This window comes from Psychrobacter sp. T6-6 (genome assembly GCF_052258185.1).
Classification (GTDB): Bacteria; Pseudomonadota; Gammaproteobacteria; order Pseudomonadales; family Moraxellaceae; genus Psychrobacter.
This window is the reverse complement of sequence record NZ_JBQQEX010000001.1, coordinates 369,633-383,357: the sequence shown is the minus strand read 5'-3', so window position 1 is coordinate 383,357 and position 13,725 is coordinate 369,633. Positions and strand designations below refer to the sequence as shown.

Annotated in this window: 17 protein-coding genes; 1 reads left to right on the top strand and 16 read right to left on the bottom strand. The window is 42.6% G+C overall.

Translation table 11 applies throughout. The features are described 5' to 3' along the window. Positions 1–28: 28 nt before the first annotated feature. The 5 genes from ACTXGL_RS01655 to dinB form a co-directional block, all read right to left on the bottom strand. A complete protein-coding gene (locus tag ACTXGL_RS01655) occupies positions 29–1,129 on the bottom strand; it encodes an asparaginase (RefSeq protein ID WP_443524417.1) in 1,101 nt (366 codons plus the stop codon). A 179-nt stretch (positions 1,130–1,308) separates the two neighbouring features. Beyond that, positions 1,309–3,009, bottom strand: coding sequence for a FimV/HubP family polar landmark protein (locus ACTXGL_RS01650; RefSeq protein WP_443524415.1), 1,701 nt, complete (start codon positions 3,007–3,009; stop codon positions 1,309–1,311). Positions 3,010–3,060: 51 nt separating this feature from the next. Further along, positions 3,061–4,848, bottom strand: a complete 1,788-nt coding sequence (locus ACTXGL_RS01645) for a type IV pilus assembly protein FimV (protein ID WP_443524413.1) — start codon at positions 4,846–4,848, stop codon at positions 3,061–3,063. A gap of 111 nt (positions 4,849–4,959) precedes the next feature. Next, on the bottom strand, positions 4,960–6,162 hold the full coding sequence (gene queA, locus ACTXGL_RS01640; RefSeq protein WP_443524411.1) for a tRNA preQ1(34) S-adenosylmethionine ribosyltransferase-isomerase QueA: 1,203 nt from the start codon (positions 6,160–6,162) through the stop codon (positions 4,960–4,962). 177 nt (positions 6,163–6,339) lie between these two features. After that, entirely contained in the window at positions 6,340–7,425 is a 1,086-nt protein-coding gene (gene dinB, locus ACTXGL_RS01635) for a DNA polymerase IV (RefSeq protein ID WP_443524409.1), read from the bottom strand. A gap of 503 nt (positions 7,426–7,928) precedes the next feature. On the opposite strand from dinB, the gene ACTXGL_RS01630 reads away from it, so the two are divergent. Further along, entirely contained in the window at positions 7,929–8,174 is a 246-nt protein-coding gene (locus tag ACTXGL_RS01630) for a hypothetical protein (RefSeq protein WP_319050185.1), read from the top strand. 232 nt (positions 8,175–8,406) lie between these two features. Here the strand turns inward: ACTXGL_RS01630 and ACTXGL_RS01625 are convergent, their stop codons facing one another. From ACTXGL_RS01625 to ACTXGL_RS01575, 11 genes are all read right to left on the bottom strand, one after another. Next, on the bottom strand, positions 8,407–8,625 hold the full coding sequence (locus ACTXGL_RS01625; protein ID WP_443524407.1) for a helix-turn-helix transcriptional regulator: 219 nt from the start codon (positions 8,623–8,625) through the stop codon (positions 8,407–8,409). Then, positions 8,618–8,878, bottom strand: coding sequence for a hypothetical protein (locus ACTXGL_RS01620; RefSeq protein ID WP_443524405.1), 261 nt, complete (start codon positions 8,876–8,878; stop codon positions 8,618–8,620). The genes ACTXGL_RS01625 and ACTXGL_RS01620 overlap by 8 nt, the downstream gene beginning before the upstream one ends. Before the next feature lie 12 nt (positions 8,879–8,890). Continuing rightward, positions 8,891–9,223, bottom strand: coding sequence for a hypothetical protein (locus tag ACTXGL_RS01615; protein WP_443524403.1), 333 nt, complete (start codon positions 9,221–9,223; stop codon positions 8,891–8,893). Position 9,224: 1 nt separating this feature from the next. Then, on the bottom strand, positions 9,225–9,923 hold the full coding sequence (locus ACTXGL_RS01610; RefSeq protein WP_443524401.1) for a hypothetical protein: 699 nt from the start codon (positions 9,921–9,923) through the stop codon (positions 9,225–9,227). Next, positions 9,916–10,116 carry a hypothetical protein gene (locus ACTXGL_RS01605; protein ID WP_443524399.1) on the bottom strand — a complete coding sequence of 67 codons (201 nt, stop codon included), beginning with the start codon at positions 10,114–10,116 and terminating at the stop codon, positions 9,916–9,918. The genes ACTXGL_RS01610 and ACTXGL_RS01605 overlap by 8 nt, the downstream gene beginning before the upstream one ends. Further along, positions 10,109–10,603, bottom strand: coding sequence for a YopX family protein (locus tag ACTXGL_RS01600; protein ID WP_443524398.1), 495 nt, complete (start codon positions 10,601–10,603; stop codon positions 10,109–10,111). Before ACTXGL_RS01600 ends, ACTXGL_RS01605 begins: the two co-directional genes overlap by 8 nt. 30 nt (positions 10,604–10,633) lie before the next feature. After that, complete coding sequence (locus ACTXGL_RS01595) at positions 10,634–10,819, bottom strand: hypothetical protein (protein WP_443524396.1); 186 nt, start codon at positions 10,817–10,819, stop codon at positions 10,634–10,636. A gap of 344 nt (positions 10,820–11,163) precedes the next feature. Next, positions 11,164–11,700 carry a single-stranded DNA-binding protein gene (gene ssb, locus ACTXGL_RS01590; protein ID WP_443524395.1) on the bottom strand — a complete coding sequence of 179 codons (537 nt, stop codon included), beginning with the start codon at positions 11,698–11,700 and terminating at the stop codon, positions 11,164–11,166. Further along, positions 11,697–12,161, bottom strand: a complete 465-nt coding sequence (locus ACTXGL_RS01585; RefSeq protein ID WP_443524393.1) for a hypothetical protein — start codon at positions 12,159–12,161, stop codon at positions 11,697–11,699. The genes ssb and ACTXGL_RS01585 overlap by 4 nt, the downstream gene beginning before the upstream one ends. A gap of 9 nt (positions 12,162–12,170) precedes the next feature. Continuing rightward, complete coding sequence (locus tag ACTXGL_RS01580) at positions 12,171–12,809, bottom strand: hypothetical protein (RefSeq protein ID WP_443524392.1); 639 nt, start codon at positions 12,807–12,809, stop codon at positions 12,171–12,173. Then, entirely contained in the window at positions 12,806–13,696 is an 891-nt protein-coding gene (locus ACTXGL_RS01575; RefSeq protein ID WP_443524390.1) for a recombinase RecT, read from the bottom strand. Before ACTXGL_RS01575 ends, ACTXGL_RS01580 begins: the two co-directional genes overlap by 4 nt. Positions 13,697–13,725 lie beyond the last annotated feature (29 nt).

The window sequence follows — 13,725 nt, the reverse complement described above, 5'->3', positions numbered from 1 at the left end:
TATAAATTTGGAATGGATGCAGAGTTGCTTATCTTTTTTTGATGCTTGTACCCGCTTGACTGACATTGTTCAACCAACGCTGTCGACGTCTTGCTGGACTGTCATAGCGCAGTAGCAACCACAGCAACCGTGCATAAATAGCAGGGATAGTTAAACGACCACCAGCAATTACATGATAGTCGTATTGCCAACTACCAGCGGCATAGCTGTCGCTTACACCGCCAAACGGACATTGGCTGGCGCATATCACGATGTGTCCCTGCTCATGAGCAAGACTGAGCGTATCTGCTAGTGTATCTGAATAAGGAATATTACCAGCGCCAAACCCTAGCAGGATAATACCGCATGGCGGCTGAGATAATAAGTTTTGTAATTGATTATTTATCACAGACGCATCATTGGGCAAGCAGTATAAGGCATGGATCTTGGACTGCTCAGCGCGTGCCGTGATATTAGGTAGCAAGACTTGCTGATCATCAAGCCAATGCTGTCTGCGAGTCTCTGGGAGGTTTCTGATATAACTGTTGGCCGGATATGCCGCGCGCGAATGACCCGTAAATGCCATAAGATCATGACTGTGAATCTTTTGCACGGTTTGTGCAGGCCACGATTCACCGCCAAAGCTAATTTTGACGCCTGAATCACCAGCAGCGGCCAGCTTTAATGAGTCGTTAAGATTGCTCCAAGCATCGCTATGGTCGTCAATCTCATAGGACTGTATTACCTCACTGTTTAGCAATGGTCGCATGCTTCCAGTCACTACGATACAAATATCGCTACCGGCAAAAGCTTCCGCTAAAAACGCACCTAAGTAACTCAATGTGTCAGTGCCACTAATCAACACAAAGCGTTTCTCACCTTGCGTGTAAGCATTAAGTAACAGTTGATAAAAATGTACAAAATCGCTGGGGGTAAGCTGGCTACTGTCTTTGATTAGCGTGTTGTCCAACCATGAAATGGTTGGTGAAGTAACGGCGTTATCTTGTTCAGACAATAGTTTTTTTAGTGTGGGCAAAAAGATTTCTGCTGATAAAGGGGCCAAAGGGCGGCCATAGCTACCAAAGGTACCACCAGCATAAATCAGTTGAATAGGATCGGATAGGTTTTTGGATGTAGCAGAAGATGGCATAATATCAACACAGTAAAAAGTATGGAAGAAAAGAGGTGCTATAGAGTTTAGTAGCAGCAGTGATAGCATTCAATAATAGATGGTATCAGAATTAGATGCAAAAAAAACAGCAAGTACACCTTAATTAGGGAGTACTTGCTGATTAAAACGTACTTGCTGAAGACTACTTTGTTTGTTGACTATGCAGTACGTTCAAGCAGTACTTGTGCTTGTTGTTTTTGCTCGCTATTACCTTGAGCAACTACTTCATTCAATAAACGTTTTGCACTATCATACTCACCCAGCTGTAGATACTGACCTGCTAAGTCTAATGTTACCTGATTGCTATCTAGAGATTTCACAAAATCGAAATCAGCGGCAAAGCGTGATGAAAAGTCTTCTGCTGATTCAACAGCTTCAGTGGTGTTATCAGCTTCGAGCTCCACTGGTGCGGTTGTAGAAGCGGGAGTTTCTAATAAAGAGTCAGCATCATCAATACCAAAGTCATCATCTATGCTTGTATTGTCATCAAATCTCAGCGGTGCAGGTGATGAATCATCCAATGCCTCAACAGGACTACCTTCAACATCATCAGCGAGTAGTTGCTCTTCAATGTTAAGCTCTGCAAAACTATCATCTTCAAATGTGCTGTTTTCAAACGTATTGTCTTCAGCAGCAACTTCTTCAAAATCAGTATTCTCTAAAATAAAGCTATCGAGATCATTACTTTCTTCGGTAGTAGACAATTCACTATCAAAACCGGTATCGACATTAGAGACAGTATCAACGTTATCTGGCGTATCTAAACTATCTAGAGATAAAGAAAAGTCATCTTCACTGCTTTGAATAGCATCAGTAGAAGTGCCTACTAAGTTATCAGTTACATCGTTAGTTATTTCCGTATCTGTATCTGCAGCTAAGTCATCAAAATCTAAGACAAAATCGTCATCTTCTAACGCTAACTCTTCGTTTTGGTCGTCTAAAGTACCTGAGATGATAGCGTTGTCAGTCGACGTATCGTCAGTCGTCGAGTCAAAATCAAACTCAAAGTCACTGAAATCACTGTCTTCAATAACTTCAGTACTTTCATCAGTAGATGTAACAGAGGCGTTATCGTCTGCAATAGATAATGGTGCAACAGGATTGTCAGCAGTAGTATGAGGCTCGTCAAAATCACTTTCTAAGTCGCTTTCTAATGAGTCGCTTTCTAAGTCACTAAGCGTCAGGTCAAAGCTATCTGCTGCATTTTCAGTAGTTGGACTGGTATCATTAAGTTCATCCGAAAGTACTGGCTGAGCAATAGGCTCGTCTATCACAGTATCTTTGTTGTCTTCAATGACTGGCTGATCAGAGATTGTATCTGTGTCATTGACTTGGCTAGTTGGTAAATCAAAATCTAGACCGTCAAAGGTATTATCAACAGCATCCTCAGTTGCTAGTTCTTGTGTAGCGACTGGACGTGGCTCGCCAACATATAGATCTTTGAGTTCATCAGCGAGCGTAAGGGTCTTGCCATCGTTATTAAGTTTAATGGTGTTATAGACGTTATCGAAGTTTTCTGGCTGATCAATAGTGGCGTATATACTGAGTAACTTGATAGATAATTGACCATCATTAGGTTTTTCACTTAGACCACGATTGATTGTTTCGATCGCTTTGTCATAACGCTGTTGATCTATGAAGCGCTGAGCAATGGTAATGTGATCAAATTTATTGTTAGCGTGTTCATTGCTTTGGGCAGTAGTGCCATAATCCGTCTGCGGTGCCCGAGTAGCAGAGTTTCTTAGCGAGTTGACAGGGGGTTGAACACTCTGTTTTTGTGCTTTGTTTTTGCGCAATAACAAGCCTGCAACTAACAGAATAAGCACCAATCCGGCGATAATATATAGCATATTGTCCATTGTTACTCCTACGCCTATGATCATAGCGTCTTGCGTTGATCAGTTAGGCAATTATTGATTGCGTAGTTTTTTAAGACGAGCTTGTAGCTCAGCCAGTTTTTGATTTTGTAGTTGGAGCTTTTTAGTATAGCTATTGAGTGCGCTGCTAGTCTTTGACAAACGCTTCGCCTGTGAGGCTGTTCCTTGTCTTGACGATTTGAGCGTCGCTAAAATATCAGTGCTTAGACCATTACCAGTATCCGCCGCAGATTTTGCTTGTGTTCCATCTGCATTGCCGTCACTACCAGGGGCAAGCACAGAAAACTGCGCTTGCGGCAGTATCTTTGTTTTAGTCGTTGTGGGTTTTTCAGGACGCTTGGCTACTTGCGCCGTTTCAGATGATTTTTTGGTTGGTGATGGTGCAGCCTTTTTGATTACAGGTGTATTAGCTCTACGGTTATACTGTCTTTGGGCGCTAATAGCAGCTTCCAAACTCTGCTGCGACGGTATGATATCGTAACTGGGCAGGCTCAGCTTCGCATCTGCTTTTAACTGATCGGCATCTTTATTGATAAAGGCATCAGGGTTTTGTGATTGAATCTGCTTCATTACTGTTGGCGTATCTAGATTGTTTTCTTCTGCAATCTGCTGAGCAATCACCCACAAGCTATCGTTGCGCTGTACCTGATACTGAGTGGTAGCGCTACTCACAACTTTATTACTGGCTGTCATCGAATCATTAGGCGATGGTACAGATAGTGCTGTGCTATCCGCGGTCTTGCGGTCTTGAGAGGCCGCCGTAGGAGTATCACTCGCATCTTGCGCGATTGTTGATACGCTTATGAGCTTGCTCGTTGGTACGAGAGGTGAGCTTGCTATAGCATCTGCTTTGCTGCTTGGCTGTATTTGACGTGTCACTTGTATATTGAGAATATCGAGCTGCTGATTGGTTCTTGGTTTATCTGCTGCCACTGTATTTATGCTGTTTTTATTAGAGCGTTCATTGATAGCGCTACTGTCAATTGTCGCCGAGCCACTATTGCTACTTGCGGTACTCAAGAGGCTATTGCTCATAGAGTTTGTTAAGTTACCGCGATTATCAGTAGGGCTAGAATTATTATCTGTATCAGAGATACGCTTCAAACGTCCATTATCAAGGCGACTAGGTGCATAAGCGAGACGGTTGACCTGTGAGGTAACGGTCACAGTGGGCGCTTGTACGTTAGGCGCCGCTAACGTGGTCGCCAATAAGGCGTCTGTTGGTGCTTTTGGTGTTGATAATTGGGGCGTTGATAATTTAGGCGAGGATATTGCAGGTACCGAAATCAGCGGTGGCGGAGCACCTCTGCGGACTGTCAAAGGCATGGCAGTACTTGCAGAGACGCTAGGTAGATTTGGTTTCTTTGCTGCTGTCGCCATAGTGTTACTGGTATTGATAGGCAGGGTTTCTTTCAAAGGCATCAGTAATGTTTTTGGCAACATATTGCGCTGTCCATTGTCGTTTATCGCCAAAACAACATCAGCAAACGGCTTGGATACAGGCTGTGAGGTGGTGATAAGCAACTGGCCACTGGTCGCCGAGGTCGGTTGAAATCGTACCATCATAGAGTCAGTAGGGGAGAGTCCCATTTGCTGGTAGATAGTAGAGTTTGCCAAACTGGCTGAAAAGTCCGCTGCTTCTATATTGCTAACAGCGATACTAGCGGCTAGTGGCTCATGCTGAGCTGAGGTAACTACCGTTTTACCGATAGTTGCTGCCTGTGCGCTTGATACTAGGACCGCCCAACCTATAGAGCAAAGCATTGCCATCGATACCGCGCGATGTACAGGAGTCAAGCGACGAGATAGATGACAAGACATGAGTAGTCCTTTAGGATATAAGTTATCTTTGCTGTTATAACAAAATACGGTTTAGTTTACCAGTTTATTTCACAACTGTTGTGTGCAATGCACAAAATGTTTATGTCATGTTTAGTCAACTTTTCTATCTAACAGCATGGCATCACCATAGCTGAAAAACCGATACTGTTTGTCAATAGCATGTTGATAGGCGTGCTCAATAGATGATTTGCCTGCAAATGCCGACACTAGCATCAGCAGTGTTGATTTAGGTAAGTGAAAGTTCGTTAACAATCGATCGATAACGCCAAACTTAAATCCTGGGTAGATAAAAATATCGGTATCACCTGACCAGCTAGAGAGCTTTTGCCCGTCCATAGCTGTCTTTTGATAAGCCGTCTCTAGGACACGAGTTACTGTTGTACCGATAGCGATAACTTTGTTCCCATTTGCATGAGTCTGATTGATTAGCTCGGCCGTCGTTTGCGGTAGGTGTGCATATTCGCTATGCATGGTGTGATTGAGTAGGTTGTCTGTTTTGACTGGCGCAAAGGTACCAGCCCCAACGTGTAATGTGACAAAAGCAGTATTGATGCCTTTTTCTGCAAGCTTGCTCAGTACCGCTTCATCGAAGTGCAAACTCGCTGTAGGAGCCGCTACGCTAGCAAGCTTAGTAGGATCATGAAAAACGGTTTGATAACGAGTGTTGTCAGTCTCATCGGCATGACGCTCAAAATAAGGTGGAATAGGAAGTTCACCATAGAGCTCTAATTGCGGTAAAATCGGCGCATCAAATGCCAAAATAAACAAGTTGTCTTGACGTCCAATCATTGCAGCACTCATATGACCGTCAGCAAGTTGCAAGCGCTGACCCAGCTTAAGTGCTTTGCTTGCTTTTACATGACAAAGCGCAATGTGTTCTTGATTCACTGGCTCATCACTCATGTCTTTTAGATGCAGGGCTGCAGTATCTAAATCATCAAGATTAACTAAGCGTTCAATCAGGACTTCAAGTTTGCCGCCAGTATCTTTTTGGCCGAACAGACGCGCCTTCATTACCTTTGTATCATTAAAGACAATTAGATCGCCTGCATCCAATAAGTCGGGCAATGCAGAAAACAAACAGTCTTCTATTCGAGTAGTGTTTGTCTGAGAGTTAGCAGGCAAGTATAGCAATTTTGAAGCAGAACGCTGTGCTAGAGGATAGCGGGCAATCAAGCTATCTGGCAGCTCATAATCATAGTCCTCAACGCTCAAATAGTTTGAGGTATCGTTATTGGCGATGGTATCAAGCGATGTGTTTGTATCAGTAAATGCAGTGTGAGAGTCAGTCATAATCAGTCTTTAGTTCAATAGAGATTTTGGCATAATTGTAGCAGAAATGCTTTTATGAAAGGATACTTTACCCGATGATAGCAGCGTATGATATGACTGTTAGAACAGAGTAATAGCCTAAGCGGAAATACGAAACTGATTGCTTTTATTAAAAATAACCATCAGTCAGCGATTAGGTTATTCAAATAAAGTTAATTGAGGCAATAACTGCGTAGAAGGTAATAAAGAAGAAAAGGTCACACCTACCAGCCGAATGGGCAGCTCGCGTGGAATATCTGCAAATAGCTTGTCTAACCAGTAATGTGCAGACTCAGCGCTATCAAAAGTGGTAGATAAAGTATGCGAGCGCGTAATTTGAGTGAAGTCCGAGTATTTTATTTTGAGCGTGATGGTATGGGCAACGAGTTTTTTTTTGTGCAGCTGGCTAAAAGCATCAGCATTCTGCTCATAAATCTGTATACGCAGCTCGTCATTATCACTCAAGTTATCTCTAAAAGTCGTCTCTGAACCGACTGATTTGTGAGTGCGCTCAGACTTGACTGGTCGCTCATCACGGCCATGAGCGATATCGTAATAAAACTGACCACGTTTACCGAACTCCTCAACCATAGTAGCTGCTGGCACACGCCGGAGATCTGCGCCATTGCTCACACCCATCGCATGCAATCGCTTTGCTGTTGCTTTCCCTATACCGTGAAAGCGTTCAATAGGTAGCGTACTAATAAACGCATCAGCATCTTTTGGTGTGATGATAGCAGTGCCATTGGGCTTGTTGATATCGGAAGCAATTTTAGCCAGCATTTTATTAAATGAGACGCCAGCAGAAGCAGTCAACCCTGTCTGCTCTAGAATTTGTGCCCTCAACCAGTTGGCCATTAGCGTTGCTGAGCCTTTGTGCGCGTTAAGTCCAGTAACGTCCAAATAGGCTTCATCTAGTGATAATGGTTCAACATGGGGGGTCAAACTATGCATAATACGGCGAATGTCACTACTGACCGCTCGATAAACCTCAAAACGTGGTCTGACAAATACCACCTCTGGACAGCGTTTACGTGCCTCATAGCAGGACATTGCTGAACGTACGCCAAATTGACGTACCTCGTAACTGGCAGCGGCAACCACGCCGCGACCGTTAGGATCACCGCCAACTACCAATGGCTTGCCTCGAAGCTCGGGAAAGTCGCGCTGCTCAACACTGGCATAAAAAGCATCCATATCAATATGAATGATTTTGCGAGGACTGGATTCTTCAGAAATGTTCATAGTCGATATTTTACCTGACTTGCTGACTTTTTCTATTATCAATTGTTAGATTTGATAGGAGCCAATAAAAACTGATAAACAAAGTTGCATTAATATCCATATTTTGATATATATCATAAAGTAAATATAATATAAGTGGCGCACCACTGTTCTAGATAGATAGGAAATTTCACGCTTTTGCAACGTTAGTGAACAGTTGTTTCTTTTTTCCCAGTTTTATTAAAAAGTTTGTTAAGTGTTTTTATTCAACTAAGCCGTTTGTCTTAGTAGTTTTGCCATTCATCGCTAATCTGATAGCTATCTATTACAGTCAGTCCATTAAAGTTTTACACTAGTAGATACTCAATAGTAATAAGCGCGGTGAAAAATAAATAACGCCTAACATGATTTTTTATACGAAAACATTGTTTGTCGTTAATACCAAATTTACGAATTGAGTACGGATAAATCAACTCTTGAAAAGTAGGTATTGTGAGAGAGTGCAGAATGTCAAGGAGCCGATGATGAATAACGAACTGAAGGGGAGTGACTTAACACGGGCAATGCTAGCACGCGGTACCAAGCGAATATGGTGTGCGGTTTGTGATGACAGCGATGAGCAAGCAATGATGGATCATTGTGGCAATGATTTTACCGCCTATATCGTATCATTCCGTGATGGATTTTTTTACTGCAGTGCGGGCATGCCATGGAGCTATGCCGTACCGATTAAGATAAGTGCGGTTACGCAATACGAAGTAGCGGTATAAGTACAAGCAAATATTGCCAGTAAGAAGTGGCAAGACCAGTAAAAAGTGACAAGCGTAACGTAATAGTCATAAAGTTACAGGCACAAAAAAACCTCCGAAGGGGGAGGTTGAATTGCACTACATATTGGTACCAGTGGTCGGACTCGAACATAACAGGTAAACCATTGATTTAATTGACTTGTTATTTTAGTTGATGGTCAATTACTGTTAATTTTACTGTTATTAATCAATATCAAGCCGTTTCTTCTTCGTTTTCAGTCACTGTCTCTAAGTGCAAATCATGCACTTTTATTAGCCATGCGTCAAGCTCATGCTCGAACCAAAAAGACGAGCTACCATCTTTGTATTGCTTTGGAAAGGCACCGGCTTTGATTTTCTCATAAATCGTTGACCTCGGCAAAGCTACCTTGTCAGCCACTTGGTCAATCCGTAGTCGTCGTAAGTTAGTCATCTGTCACCTCGCTTAATTCTGCAATATGCTTATCAATAATGTCGTCACACCTATCTAACATTGACTGACTTTCTAACGTGTCCTTGCTATCTATCAAGTCAGCCATATCGGCTGTTATCTGTCCAAGTTTGAAAAGTATAGCGTTGCGAATAGCACTATAAACATAAGGGTTCAAATCCATTTCACCGCTTGGCTGCTCTTTGAGCTTAAAGCCGTTCGCTAGTGCGATTTCTTTTATCTGTCCGTTAGTCACTTTGCACCTCGCTTATAAATAGTCTGGTTCGCACTCAATAGGATTTCTTGGTATGCAGTTGACGCTGGTAGCACCGTCATATTCAGACACAAAAACTATGAACGACTTTGTGTATAAATAAATAGCATTGCAGTCAGCACCGCCATAACCTGTGTCGTAGTTATAGTTTAGAACCTGCTTAGCTAAATCCCAGTCGATAGGCTTATGTAGCATATCTAGCGGTATACTTTTACCATCAAAGTCGTTGTCATAATTAACATACTTGCTTATAACAATTGACTCCACTTGCTCGTTGTTGCAGTCTCTAGCTAAAGTTTTTTCAATATCTTCTAGAAAATTACTCACATCACTCTCCTTGTTTTACAAATGGCGTTAAATCAGGCTTACTATAGCTATCAGGCTTCATTATCTTGCCGTTATCATCAAAGATAAACTTATCATCTACCATCTTGCTATTATTCGAGCGTACGACCTCACGTTGAGCGCCTAATACATCGACACCGCCAAGTAACTTCATGACACCTACAGACGTGACATTGATGTCACAGCAAGCATCTACGATGTCTATACGTTGCTGGTAGGTCAGGTTTCTAACCCTCTTTAACGCCCATTCGCCTTTATACTTAAATTCATTAGCGAGGTCGGTTAGTTCTCGATAATGACCTGTTTGCGCTCCCAATCCTTCTAGTAACTCGCAAACCTCCTCCAAGCAGCACCCAATTTGCACAGACAAGTCCTCATCAGTCGGCTCAGGCTTTGCAGCTTTAAACCAGTTTGCAATATCAGCGATAGAGTCGGGAACAACATACGGCTGCATCTTCTCGTTGTAGTGATTCCAGCACCATGTTTTAGCATCTTCGATTGTGGCAAACCCAGTGGCAACATCATAACTTTGCTGTGTGTTCAGCCGTCCGTAAACGACCTCATATTGCGACTTACTATTTTTTCTAGCCTCACCATCTTTTCTAATCAGATACTCATGAAACGCGCTTCTTGCATGATTTTGACTATTCCACCGCAACGGCTGTAACGGTAAATTACTCATCGTCTTTGTACTCCAGTTTTTCTATTTGAGCACACAGCTCATCACGACTATCTAAATGCGCTGCATAGACTAAGTTTCGTTCAGTCCACATTTCACCGCCCATAACAATCTTGGTAATGGCTTTATAGCGTGGGTCGTCAATATCATCAAAATGCAATGCGAATATGCAATTAACTTGCTGTAAATTACTCATCGTTTTTCTCCAATAGTTCGGGGTTTTGGTGTACGTTTCCGATGACCTCAAAGTAAGTTGAGCTATCAGGTGCTCTTAACTCATTTCTACCTAAGCCTTCCGAATATCGATAACTTAAAGATCTGAACTCTTGGCATAATGTTGAATTAAATGGGTATTGGTTGTGACCGTAGTTATCCCATAAGAGTTTTTTGAACTTAAAAACAACATCACCCAGAGCGCCCGTGACAGCGATATATACTCCATCGTGATTATGTACCTCATCATAATGGCTTGATGTGTAGTAAATATTTAGTATGTCACCCTCGTAAATCTCAACACCATTTACGTCTTTTAATCCAGTGAATTGTTCTTGCGGGCTGCCCTTTCTATCAGTATCAAACGACTTTATATCGCCATTGGTGATATGCACACGCCCGTTATTCAGCTCGAAAAACATAAAATCATCAAGCGTAGGATCAAATTGTCTAAACTTTAAATTACTCATTCTTCTTATCCTCATTAGTAAATAGGTGAGTTACATACCTGCAAAAAGCAGCTTTTTTAATAACTCATCATCAGGCTTGTAACCTTTGTTATTAACATAAGTAAATCCAACACAAGCAGCCAAGCAATCAGTGCTGCAAAAAATATGCTGGTCGTCTTTGACAGCTAAATGTGATGCGACTTCATGACCGCACTCAATACAAGTAACAAACTCCATATCTCAATCCTCATCAATAAATAGGGTGGCTCTTATCGTGGACTAACGGCTTTGCCTCGACTGCTTTTTCAACGCACATGCTATGCACGTAAGGAGTGTCAATCTAAGCTGCCAGCGTTGTAACGTCACTACTGGCAATAACGGCGTGTATTAGCTCCCACGCAGGATGTAATTGTTAGCAGCTATGGTCGCAAGGTTGATAGCCACACGTTGCGCATTTTGGTGAATAACCACAACATTCAAGCGTGGTGTCTCCGTTCACATCTATATCGCATCCGCATTCTTTGCACTCGCCAACTGGCGGTAATTCATGGTCGTCGTTGTACGCATCCCAGCAGCTCATATCACATCACCCCATCAAAGTGTCTTGCAAACGGAATATCGTCATCTACTGGCCCTGCTGGCATAGATACTGGTCTGTTATTCTGTGGTGGCTGTGCGCTCTGTTGATGGTTGTTGTTCTGCTGTGGCTGCTGATTAAAGCCTTGCTGATTGTTCTGAGCAGGTCGGTTATTATTCTGCTGATTATTAGGCGCTTGACCTTCATCTCTACCGTCTAACATCTGCAACTGGTCAGCTCGTATCTCAGTAATATACTTATCTTGACCGTTTGAATCTTGATACTTGCGAGTGCGTAGACTGCCTTCGATATAAACCTTTGATCCTTTGCGTAGGTACTGTGCTGCAATCTCACCTAGACGGTTAAATAAAACAATTCGATGCCACTCAGTCGCTTCTCTTTTTTCACCGCTTTGTTTATCTGTCCATTGCTCAGACGTTGCCACTGATATATTGGTTACATTGCCACCGTTGTTGAATTGACGAGCCTCTGGATCTGCTCCAAGATTACCGATGATGATTACTTTGTTTACGCCTCTCATGCTGTTTCACCTTCTTTTGATTGATTGATAAATTCTTCTGTTAGCTTAATTAACTTCTTATCTTCACCGTTTTTCTTTATGATGCCTGCTGCTGCCATGCCGTTTACATAGGTGTCGATGCTAGCCCTGCTTAGCTCCACCTTGTCAACTATCTCATTGGTAAGCATTTCCTTGCACCGCCAAGCGTTACCTATTTTCATTAAATCAGCGATAACAAGCCGTCTAATCTGCATCTGTCGAGAGTTTTGTTTTAATGCACCTTTGGTATAAACGCACTTAGTCAATAGGGGTTGCTCTACTGGAGCTACAGGAACAGGCTTGTTTGTGACCACCTCCTTTTCACTAAGTAATTTTTTAAGCAGCAAGTCCTTTATGATTGACTGTAATGCGTTATCGCTTCTTGAAACCTCAATATTAAACATACCTGATGAGGTTTTTACCTCTATGCTATAAATATCCATATCATCACCTCAATTCGATAGTTGTTTAAATAATTCGTTGTAGTAGTCACGCGACATTTCGACGCGCTCCTTTGCTTGCTCAATTAGCGACTCGTCATACTCAATCTTGACCGACCTGATGCGCTTTTGTAGCGGTATCTGATTAACCAGTTCAACGTGCTCATACTCATCATCGTTATAGCCAAGCAAGCTATGCGGAGTAGGCAGTAGCACAAAGTCCACGTAATGCACCTTTTTACCCCATAACTCCATATAGACTTGACCTTGCCAATCATAGCCACCGTCTTTGACCTTTTGCACAGCGTCATCATGTGTCCAGGGGAAGCTATCAATAGACCATGAGCACTTGGTATCTCTTATGCTGTCATCAGTCAGTAAGTCGCACTCACCGCTAAACCAGTCATTACTTTTGCGCTCAGTATTCTTTGATAACTTGACCGCCTTTAGCAGACTAACGGCTTTGATTGCGTCATCTTCTAGCGCCAAGCCTTTGTTAATCATCTTGGCGTCAATCTCACGACGATAATTAAACACATCGAGCAAAACAGCGTTGAGTACCACTTTTTTTGATGTTTTGCCAAGCGTGGTTTTGTTCTGTAAGCGCGTCATCAATCCACCTAACGCGCTTGCTCTGCATTTAAAAGTCATGATGCTAGTAACTCCTGTCTTTGTTCGTTGCTGATGGTATAACCTGCACTACCATCAAGCACTGATCGTTTCTCCATGCTGCCATTTGCGATAGACGTTTTGACGTTGGCAAAAATGTCAGGGCTGTTGCTAATATCCATTTCAATAGCCGCTTGCTGTGGCTGATTGTCTGCATACTCATAAGACGGCTGACCATTAACATCACGGATAATTGCTTGGTCAGCTTCTACCGCTTGCGCCAGTGTTGGCACGATAGATAAAGGTGCTTGCTTGCTTAGCAGTAACTTGATAACCGTCTTTTCAGCCATGGCATCAAAATTATCTTTCCACACACCGTAATTCATTTTGTACGACTGGCTATATTGCTTGGCATGTGCGTCAAGCTCCTTTCTAGTCATTGCTAAATGAGCCTCAAAGCCGTTTGTTAGCTGGAAGTAAGCGATATAACCTGTCACTTCACCTTTTGGTTCTTTGGGTAAAAATGCGGTTAGGCGCTCAAAAACCGATTGCTCAGTATCTTCTGAGTATGTCTTACATGCGCTGATACGCTTAAACTGACCGCTACGCTGTGCAAGCTGCACAAAGCCCTTGTAACCCATCTGAAAGCTAGCCTCTTGCACCTCCTTCCATTGGTTGCCTTCTTTCCATTTACGCGTGTAGGGCACAATATAAGCAAACCCTAAGTTGTTATTGATTGGCAGGTTTAACGTCGCTGCCGTCACTACTGCACCAAAGACACTTTCAGGTGTTGCATCTTTCAAGCGGTTGTTGCTGTTCACCACTTGCAGCGCACTTGTTAAAAACACATCTTTGCGCTCACCGAGTAGATCGTTTAGTTTGCTTTGAATGCCAGGGTTGCTCATGTACTGCTTAATTGCATTACTCATCGTCTTATTCCTTATCTAAAAATATGTGA

Coding starts and splice junctions, on each gene's coding strand:
- ACTXGL_RS01585 (WP_443524393.1), bottom strand. CDS start 12,161: ATGGATATTTATAGCATAGAGGTAAAAACCTCATCAGGTATGTTTAAT.
- ACTXGL_RS01575 (WP_443524390.1), bottom strand. CDS start 13,696: ATGAGTAATGCAATTAAGCAGTACATGAGCAACCCTGGCATTCAAAGC.
- ACTXGL_RS01625 (WP_443524407.1), bottom strand. CDS start 8,625: ATGACTAACTTACGACGACTACGGATTGACCAAGTGGCTGACAAGGTA.
- ACTXGL_RS01655 (WP_443524417.1), bottom strand. CDS start 1,129: ATGCCATCTTCTGCTACATCCAAAAACCTATCCGATCCTATTCAACTG.
- ACTXGL_RS01645 (WP_443524413.1), bottom strand. CDS start 4,848: ATGTCTTGTCATCTATCTCGTCGCTTGACTCCTGTACATCGCGCGGTA.
- ACTXGL_RS01630 (WP_319050185.1), top strand. CDS start 7,929: ATGAATAACGAACTGAAGGGGAGTGACTTAACACGGGCAATGCTAGCA.
- ACTXGL_RS01600 (WP_443524398.1), bottom strand. CDS start 10,603: ATGAGTAATTTAAAGTTTAGACAATTTGATCCTACGCTTGATGATTTT.
- dinB (WP_443524409.1), bottom strand. CDS start 7,425: ATGAACATTTCTGAAGAATCCAGTCCTCGCAAAATCATTCATATTGAT.
- ACTXGL_RS01650 (WP_443524415.1), bottom strand. CDS start 3,009: ATGGACAATATGCTATATATTATCGCCGGATTGGTGCTTATTCTGTTA.
- ACTXGL_RS01610 (WP_443524401.1), bottom strand. CDS start 9,923: ATGAGTAATTTACCGTTACAGCCGTTGCGGTGGAATAGTCAAAATCAT.
- ACTXGL_RS01605 (WP_443524399.1), bottom strand. CDS start 10,116: ATGAGTAATTTACAGCAAGTTAATTGCATATTCGCATTGCATTTTGAT.
- ssb (WP_443524395.1), bottom strand. CDS start 11,700: ATGAGAGGCGTAAACAAAGTAATCATCATCGGTAATCTTGGAGCAGAT.
- queA (WP_443524411.1), bottom strand. CDS start 6,162: ATGACTGACTCTCACACTGCATTTACTGATACAAACACATCGCTTGAT.
- ACTXGL_RS01595 (WP_443524396.1), bottom strand. CDS start 10,819: ATGGAGTTTGTTACTTGTATTGAGTGCGGTCATGAAGTCGCATCACAT.
- ACTXGL_RS01580 (WP_443524392.1), bottom strand. CDS start 12,809: ATGACTTTTAAATGCAGAGCAAGCGCGTTAGGTGGATTGATGACGCGC.